The organism is Nioella sp., from assembly GCF_964229645.1.
GTDB lineage: Bacteria > Pseudomonadota > Alphaproteobacteria > Rhodobacterales > Rhodobacteraceae > Nioella.
Genome location: NZ_CAXREX010000329.1, coordinates 1 through 7,284, shown reverse-complemented (window position 1 = coordinate 7,284; position 7,284 = coordinate 1). Strand labels below are relative to the sequence as shown.

10 protein-coding genes are annotated in these 7,284 nt (G+C 66.5%); 4 read left to right on the top strand and 6 right to left on the bottom strand.

What is annotated here, in order from left to right; genetic code table 11:
- The 3 genes from ACEQXV_RS20950 to ACEQXV_RS20940 all read left to right on the top strand — a co-directional run.
- Positions 1 to 148, top strand: a 148-nt coding sequence (locus ACEQXV_RS20950) for an amidohydrolase family protein (RefSeq protein ID WP_370270809.1), incomplete at its 5' end; no start/stop codon positions are given.
- Entirely contained in the window at positions 148 to 603 is a 456-nt protein-coding gene (locus tag ACEQXV_RS20945) for a DUF3237 domain-containing protein (protein ID WP_370270807.1), read from the top strand. The genes ACEQXV_RS20950 and ACEQXV_RS20945, both read left to right, overlap by 1 nt.
- Positions 604 to 608: 5 nt before the next feature.
- Entirely contained in the window at positions 609 to 2,177 is a 1,569-nt protein-coding gene (locus tag ACEQXV_RS20940) for an acyl-CoA dehydrogenase family protein (RefSeq protein WP_370270806.1), read from the top strand.
- Between the two features lie 124 nt (positions 2,178 to 2,301).
- Here the strand turns inward: ACEQXV_RS20940 and ACEQXV_RS20935 are convergent, their stop codons facing one another.
- Genes ACEQXV_RS20935 through pobA form a run of 6 tightly spaced genes read right to left on the bottom strand, consistent with a single transcriptional unit; the run spans position 2,302 to position 6,921 of the window.
- Positions 2,302 to 3,141: a 3-keto-5-aminohexanoate cleavage protein gene (locus ACEQXV_RS20935; protein WP_370270805.1), complete on the bottom strand. Its 840-nt coding sequence runs from the start codon at positions 3,139 to 3,141 to the stop codon at positions 2,302 to 2,304.
- 55 nt (positions 3,142 to 3,196) lie between these two features.
- Positions 3,197 to 3,817, bottom strand: coding sequence for a protocatechuate 3,4-dioxygenase subunit alpha (gene pcaG / locus ACEQXV_RS20930; RefSeq protein ID WP_370270803.1), 621 nt, complete (start codon positions 3,815 to 3,817; stop codon positions 3,197 to 3,199).
- A complete protein-coding gene (pcaH, locus tag ACEQXV_RS20925) occupies positions 3,817 to 4,545 on the bottom strand; it encodes a protocatechuate 3,4-dioxygenase subunit beta (RefSeq protein WP_370270802.1) in 729 nt (242 codons plus the stop codon). The genes pcaG and pcaH overlap by 1 nt, the downstream gene beginning before the upstream one ends.
- A 48-nt stretch (positions 4,546 to 4,593) precedes the next feature.
- Positions 4,594 to 4,971, bottom strand: coding sequence for a 4-carboxymuconolactone decarboxylase (gene pcaC, locus ACEQXV_RS20920; protein WP_370255080.1), 378 nt, complete (start codon positions 4,969 to 4,971; stop codon positions 4,594 to 4,596).
- Positions 4,964 to 5,752 (bottom strand): 3-oxoadipate enol-lactonase, encoded by a 789-nt coding sequence (gene pcaD, locus ACEQXV_RS20915; protein WP_370270801.1) that lies wholly within the window; start codon positions 5,750 to 5,752, stop codon positions 4,964 to 4,966. Before pcaD ends, pcaC begins: the two co-directional genes overlap by 8 nt.
- Entirely contained in the window at positions 5,752 to 6,921 is a 1,170-nt protein-coding gene (gene pobA / locus ACEQXV_RS20910; RefSeq protein ID WP_370270800.1) for a 4-hydroxybenzoate 3-monooxygenase, read from the bottom strand. Before pobA ends, pcaD begins: the two co-directional genes overlap by 1 nt.
- A gap of 85 nt (positions 6,922 to 7,006) precedes the next feature.
- Here pobA and ACEQXV_RS20905 point away from each other — a divergent pair.
- Positions 7,007 to 7,284: LysR family transcriptional regulator (locus ACEQXV_RS20905; protein WP_370270798.1), on the top strand; the 278-nt coding region annotated here is incomplete at its 3' end.

Genomic DNA, 7,284 nt, shown 5'->3' with positions numbered 1-7,284 from the left:
CCTGAAGAAGAAGGTTCTCTTCGGCTCTGACTGGCCGATGATCACGCCCGAACGCTGGCTCGCGGATTTCGAGAAGATCGCCATCAAGGAGGAGTTGCGCGAAGGCATCATCAAGGGCAATGCCGCGCGGCTTCTGGGGCTGGACTGATGGACGCCCCCCGCCTGACGCCCTTTTGCACGCTCCATGTCGAGCTTGGGCCTTTGCGCGAAATGGGGCCGGGCCGCGCCGGGCAGCGGCGCATCATCCCCATCACAGGCGGGACCGTCACCGGACGGCTGACCGGCACCATCCTGAACCTGGGCGCCGACTGGCAGACCATCTTTGCCGACGGGGCCGCCGATATCGACACCCGATACGCGATGGAAACCCATGATGGCGCGCTGATCGAGATCGTGAACAAAGGCGTCCGGCACGGCCCGCCCGAGGTGATGGCGCGCCTTGCGCGCGGCGAGGCGGTGGACCCCGCCGAGTATTACTTCCGCACCACGGCCCGGCTGGAAAGCGGCGACCCGCGTTATGCCTGGGTCAATCAGCTGATCCTGGTGGGCCGCGGCGCGCGTGGCGCGTCTGGCGTGGAAATGCACCTTTTCGCCGTGGAGTGAGCCCGATGAAGCCCTTTGCCGCGCCGCTGGACGACATCCTCTTTACCCTGACCCACGTGGCAGGCGCGGACAGCGCCCCGGACTGGGATCCCGACATGGCGCGCGAGATCGGGGCCCATTTCGCGGCTTTCGCGGAAGGGGAAATCGCGCCCCTCGATGAACCGGGCGACCGGCAGGGCTGCCGGCTGGAAAATGGCCGCGTGCGGATGCCCGATGGCTTCGCCGGGGTCTACCGCGCCTATGCCGAGCAGGGCTGGCCCGGCCTGACCGCGCCAGAGGAGCACGGCGGGCAGGGCATGGGGGCGCTCATGCTGGCGATCACGTCCGAGATCTTTTCCGGCGCGAACCATTCCCTGCAGATGGTCACGGGGCTCGTGCCCGGCGCGGTGCGCGTGCTGACCCGCTTCGGCACGGAAGACCAGCAGGCGCGCCATGTCCCGGGCCTTGCATCGGGCGAGACGCTGGCCACCATGTGCCTGACGGAACCCGGCGCTGGCTCGGACCTTGCCCGAATTCGCTGCCGGGCCGCGCGGGCAGGCGACCATTGGCAGATCAGCGGCGAGAAGATCTTCATCTCGGGCGGCGATCAGGACATGAGCGCGCGGATCCTGCACCTCGTCCTTGCCCGCACCTCTGACAACGGGGTGAAGGGGCTGTCGCTGTTCCTGTGCCCCTGCACGCGGGCAGATGGCACGCGCAACGCGGTTACCGTGACCCGGATCGAGGAAAAGATGGGCCTGCACGCCTCGCCCACCTGCCAGCTGGCCTTCGACGGGGCCGAGGCAGAGCTGATCGGGGCCGAGGGGCAGGGGCTGGCCGCGATGTTCACCATGATGAACCACGCCCGCGCCGATGTGGCGCTGCAAGGTGTGGCCCATGCCACCCGCGCCCATGATGTGGCAAGCGCCTACGCCGCCGAGCGCCAGCAGGGCCGCAAAGCCGATGGCAGCCCCGCGACGCTTTCCGATCATGCCGATGTGCAGCGCATCCTGACCGAGATCGACGCATTGGCCATGGGCGGGCGGGCGATCTGCCACCTGGCCTGCGTGGCGATGGAGCGCGGCGATGCGCCCGACCTCGTGGAGTTCCTGACACCCGTCGCCAAGGTGGCCTGCACCGAAGGCGGCATGCGCGCGGCGGAACTTGGGGTGCAGGTTCTGGGCGGCTATGGCTACCTGTCGGAATACCGGCTGGAGCAGACCTATCGCGACGCACGCATCACCGCGATCTACGAGGGCGCGAACGCCATCCACGAGCGGATGCTGGCAACCCGGCTTCTGGGGGCGGGGCCGGGCGAGGCTTTCGCGGCCTTTCTTGCTGGCGAGGATACGGGCGGCCTTGGGGCGCTTTGGGCGCGCGCGCGGCAGGCGCTGCTGGCAGGCGACGATCCCAGCCCCCACGCCCATGACTTCATGGCGCTGACCATCCACACGCTGCTGGCGGCGCTTTATGCCCGCATCGCTGCGGCGGCAGAGCGGCACCCGGACCCGGACCGCCTGCACCGCCTGGCAGGTCACGGCCTGGCCACGGCCCGCGCCTTCGCGCCGGCGCATGCGACGCGCATGGGGCTCTGAACCCGGGCAGCTCTGGCCGCTGGCCCGCGGGCCTGGCGGGGGCATTTTCTGCGGCGGAAAATGATCCGCGATCCGCTGCGGATCGCGCGGATCGCCGCGCCGGGCGCGGCGATCCTTCGAAGGCTCAGGCGGCCAGCGGGGCCAGCCCAAGGCTGGCGCGGGCCTCCTGCCAGCTGGCCACCGGGCGTTCGTGGCGCTCGCAGATCTCGACCACGCGGCTGACCAGCGCGGCATTCGAAGGCGCCAGCCTTTCCCGGTCGAGGCGCATGTTGTCTTCAAGCCCCGTGCGGGCATGGCCGCCTGCGGCCACGGCCCATTCGTTGACGACGATCTGGTTGGCCCCGATCCCGGCCGCGCACCAGGGCGCGTCCTCGCCAAAGAGCCGCTTGACCGTGCGGATGTAGAAGTCGAACACCTCGCGGTCGACCGGCATGGCGTTCTTCACGCCCATCACGAACTGCACGTAGGGCGTGCCCAGAAGCTCGCCCCGGTCCTGCATCAGCTTGGCCTGGAAAATATGCGATAGATCAAAAGCTTCGATCTCGGGCTTCACGTTGTACTTGCGCATTTCCGAGGCCAGCCATTCCACCAGGTCGGGCGGGTTCTCGTAGACGCGGGTGGGAAAGTTGTTCGAGCCCACGGACAGCGAGGCCATGTCGGGGGCCAGCGGCAGCATGCCGCCGCGCGCCTGGCCCGCGCCAGAGCGCCCCCCGGTCGACAATTGCACGATCATGCCCGGGCAATGCCTGTGCAGCCCTTCCATCAGGCGGCCGAATTTCTCGGGGTCGCTGGTCGGGGTCTGGTCGTCGTTGCGCACGTGGCAATGGGCGATGGCGGCCCCTGCCTCGAAGGCTTCCTGCGTGCTTTCGATCTGTTCCTCGACGGTGATCGGCACGGCCGGGTTGTTTTCCTTGCGCGGCACCGATCCGGTGATCGCCACGCAAATGATGCAAGGGGTGGTCATGTCGCGTTTCCTGAGCTGGTTGGCCCGGCGATCCTGCCGCCGGGCCGTGTCTTGGTCAAATGTCGAAGAAGACGGTTTCGTCCTGGCCCTGAAGCTTGATGTCGAAGCGGTAGACCGCCTGGCCGTCGCGCTCGCTGCGCTTGGCGATCAGCGTCGCGCGGCGGCGCTCCCATTCGATCAGGTTCAGGACCGGGTCCTCGGCATTGGCCTCGGCCTCGTCCTCGAAATAGATCCGGGTGTTGAGGCCGATATTGATGCCGCGCGCCACGATCCACAGGTTGATATGCGGGGCCTGGGTGCCGACATTGCGCCCCGGCGTGCGGCCGGGCTTGACCGTGTCGAATCCCCATTCGCCGGTGGCGAAATCGGTGATGACACGGCCCCAGCCCCGAAAGCCGGGCTCGACCTTGCCGCCGCCCTGGGGATGGGCGTAGTGACCCGCCGCATTGGCCTGCCAGGCCTCCAGCAGCACGTCCTTGACCGGGCTTCCGGTGGCGTCGATCACGATGCCCTCGACACGGATGCGTTCGCCCTTGGCATTGGGGCCGGCAATGTCCCAACCCAGTTCCTGGTTGTAGATGTCGAAGCCCGCGGCGCCGGGGGCCAGGCCGATGTGAACATAGGGGCCCGCCGTCTGCGAGGGGGATTCCTTGAGGTAATCGAGCGTCTGGGTCATCAGTTCCCCTCCAGCCGGTTTTCAAAGAGCGTCGAGCGGCGCCCGCGCAGCACGATGTCGAACTTGTAGGCGATCGAGTCGAGCGGCACCGAGGCGTTCTTGTCGAGCGCGGCGATCAACTGCCCGATGGCCGCCTTGTCGCGGATCGTGTTGACGATGGGACAGCTCGCGATCAGCGGATCGCCCTCGAAATACATCTGGGTGATCAGCCGCTGCGTCCAGGCATGGCCGAAAACCGAGACGTGGATATGCGCGGGCCGCCAGTCATTGACCCAGTTGCGCCACGGGTAGGCACCGGGCTTGACGGTGCGGAAGTAGTAATAGCCGTTCTCATCCGTGATCGTGCGCCCGCAGCCGCCGAAATTGGGGTCGATCGGCGCAAGATAGGTGTCCTTCTTGTGCCGGTAGCGCCCGCCCGCATTGGCCTGCCCGATTTCGACCAGCGTGTTGGGCACGGGGCGGCCGTGTTCGTCCAGCACGCGGCCATGCACAATGATCCGCTCGCCGATCGGGCTTTCGCCGGGCTTGGCGTAGTTCTTGATCAGGTCACGGTCCAGCGGGTCCACGTCGTTATGGCCGAAGGTCGGCCCGGTGATCTCGGAAACCGAGTTCTGCAGCGAGATCAGCGAATATTGCGGGCTGCGCGTGACGCTGGTCTTGTAGTCCTTGTCATAGGCGGGCGGATGCCACATCCGGTCCCGCTGGTAGAATTCGCCGGGGCTTGTCATGGCGGCGTGCTCCTCTGTCTGCCGGGGTCGTTCGCGCGTTTCCCGGGGTTAATCTCGTTCCATTTCCGCGTAGGTTTCCTTGGCCAGCTTCAGCGCGTGATTGGCGCGGGGAACGCCCGCGTAGATGGCCACGTGCTGAAAGGCCTCCAGCACATCTTCCTTGCTGGCCCCGGTGCGGGCCGTGGCGCGGATATGCATGGGGATTTCATCGAAATTGCCAAGCGCGGCCAGCAGGGCCAGCGTCAGCATCGAGCGTTCCCTGTCGCTGATGCGGTCGGACGCCCAGACATTGCCCCAGGCACCTTCGGTGATCAGCGTCTGGAAGGGCGCGTCAAAGGCCGTCTTGGCCGCCTCTGCGCGGTCCACATGGGCATCGCCAAGGATCTTGCGGCGCACCTTCATGCCGGTTTCAAAACGCTCAGACATGGGCGTGCTCCTTCAGGAAATCATTAAGCAGGGCGGCATAGGCGGCGGGGTCCTCGACGCAAGGCAGGTGACCCGCACCCTCGATCACCGCGAAGCGGCTGCCCGCGATCATATCGGCGGTGCCCTGCACCAGCGCGGGCGGGCTCGCCCCGTCTTCGCGGCCCGCGATGGCCAGAACCGGCAGCGAGAGGGCGCTGGTGCTTTCCGACAGGTCCGCGCCCGCGATGGCGCGGCAGCAGCCGACATAGCCTTCAACCGGCGTGCGCGTCAGCATGTTGCGCCAGGCGGTTAGTTCGGGGCGCGAGAGGAAGGCGGGCGAGAACCAGCGCTCCATCACCGCGTCGGCCAGCGCTTCTATCCCGCCTGCGCGGATCGCGTCGATCCGGGTCTGCCACATGGCCGCATCGCCCATTTTCGCGGCGGTATTGGACAGCACCAGCGCTGCCACCAGGTCGGGCCGCCGCGCGGCAAGCCCCTGGCCGATCATCCCGCCGATGGAGAGACCGACAAAGACGCACGCGCGCAGGCCCAACCCGTCCAGCAGCGCCTCTGCGTCGCTGACGAGGTCCTCCATCGCATATGGGGCAGGGGGGCAGTCCGACAGACCATGCCCGCGCTTGTCGAAGCGGATGATCCGCAGGCCCCGGGGCAGCAGCGGCAGGACCTGGTCCCACAGCCGCATGTCGGTTCCGAGCGAGTTGGCAAAGACCACGGGGTAGCCTGCCGGGTCGCCGTCCTCGCGCCAGTTGAGACCGACACCATTTGCCAGCGCCACCTGCATCAGAAGGGCAACCCGACATAGTTGGTGGCCATGACCCGCTGCGCATCCACGTTGTCGCGCAGGAAGGCGATATCGGCCTGCTGCATCTTGAGGTCGAACTCGGTCATCTCGGGGAAGCGATGCAGCAGCGTGGTCATCCACCAGCTGAAGCGTTCGGCCTTCCAGATCCGCGCCAGCGCCTTTTCCGAGTAGCGGTCGATGCCCTCGCTGTCCTTGTCTTCATAGAACTGCATCAGACCGTGATAGAGATAATGGATGTCCGAGGCGGCGGTATTCAGCCCCTTGGCCCCGGTGGGTGGCACGATATGGGCGGCATCGCCGCACAGGAACAGGCGCCCCCACCGCATCGGCTCGGTCACGAAGCTGCGCAGCGGCGCAATGGATTTCTCGATCGAGGGCCCGGTCACCAGCTTGTCGGCCACATGCTCTGGGATGCGGCGCCTCAGCTCGTCCCAGAAGGCCGCGTCGCTCCAGTCCTCCGGGCGGTCCGACAGGGAACACTGGATGTAATAGCGGCTCAGATTGGCGTTGCGCATGGAACACAGGGCAAAGCCGCGCTCGGAATTGGCGTAGATCAGCTCGTCATCGACAGGCGGGGTTTCCGACAGGATGCCGAGCCAGCCGAACGGGTAGACCTTCTCGTATTCCTTGCGCACCGTCAGCGGGATGGTCTGGCGGCTGACACCGTGAAAGCCGTCGCAGCCCGCCACGAAATCGCAGTCGATCCTGTGGCTCTGGCCGCCCGCGGTGAACGTGACAAAGGGCGCCTCGGTATCGGCGCCGCAGATCTCGACGTCATCGACATTGAAGATGGTCCTGGCGCCGGCGGCTTCGCGCGCGTCGTAAAGGTCGCGCGTCACCTCGGTCTGGCCATAGAGCACCACCGATTCCCCGATCAGCTCCTGGAAATTGACCGAGAACATCTCGTTGCCGTCGGCAATCTGGGTGCCCTCGTGGATGAAGCATTCCCGGTCGAGCCGCTCGGCCACGCCGGCCTCGCGCATCAGGTTGACGAAGCCGGTCTCCAGGATTCCCGCGCGGATGCGCCCGAGAACGTAGTCGCGGGTCTTGCGCTCCAGCACCACCGCGTCGACGCCCCTGCGATGCAGAAGCTGCCCCAGCAAAAGCCCCGAAGGCCCTCCACCGACGATCACGACCTGGCTGCGCATGCTGTCCTCCCCGAATAGCAGTCTAGACGTCCTGTTCCAGAGGTAGCATAACTGTTTCGTCGGGGATAATGAGATATTGAGCGGTATGGTTGCCCAAATTGATAACTATCAGCTGCGCCGCCGCATCAAGCTGCGCCATGTGCAATGTTTTACCGAGGCCGTCCGGCACAAGAGCCTCAAGCGCGCAGCGGATCGGCTGAACCTGACGCAACCCGCCATGTCGAAGACGATCAAGGAACTGGAAGAGATCCTGGGCAAGGTGTTGCTCACGCGCAGCCGCGCCGGGGTGGAACTGACCGAGGCGGGCGAGGTCTTCGCCCATTTCGCACAGAGGAGCCTTTCGGCGCTCGATGTCGGGCTCGA